The following is a 218-nucleotide window of genomic DNA, read 5'->3' as shown; positions in this document are numbered from 1 at the left end:
GTGCCCCTGTATTTGGGTCGCGCCCGGCTCGCGAGCCGCGGGCAACGCATCGCCCTGTTCGCCAAACCCGACGGACAGGTGTGCTCGCATCCCGGGTGTTCGCAACCGGCGGCGCATTCGGAAATCCATCACGCCACCCTCGATTACGCGAAGGGCGGGTTGACCAACATCGACGACCTCGCCCCGGCGTGTCCGAAACACAATCGGATGGTCGGCGA

At 66.1% G+C, this 218-nt stretch carries 1 protein-coding gene; it reads left to right on the top strand.

From position 1 onward, the window contains the following. The coding region (locus ACLQ3C_RS21745; protein ID WP_425707149.1) for an HNH endonuclease signature motif containing protein at positions 1-218 on the top strand (218 nt) is incomplete at both ends.

The organism is Gordonia sp. DT30, assembly GCF_049844915.1.
Taxonomy (GTDB): domain Bacteria; phylum Actinomycetota; class Actinomycetes; order Mycobacteriales; family Mycobacteriaceae; genus Gordonia.
The sequence above is the reverse complement of the archived record's forward strand: the minus strand, read 5'-3'. Positions and strand labels throughout refer to the sequence as shown.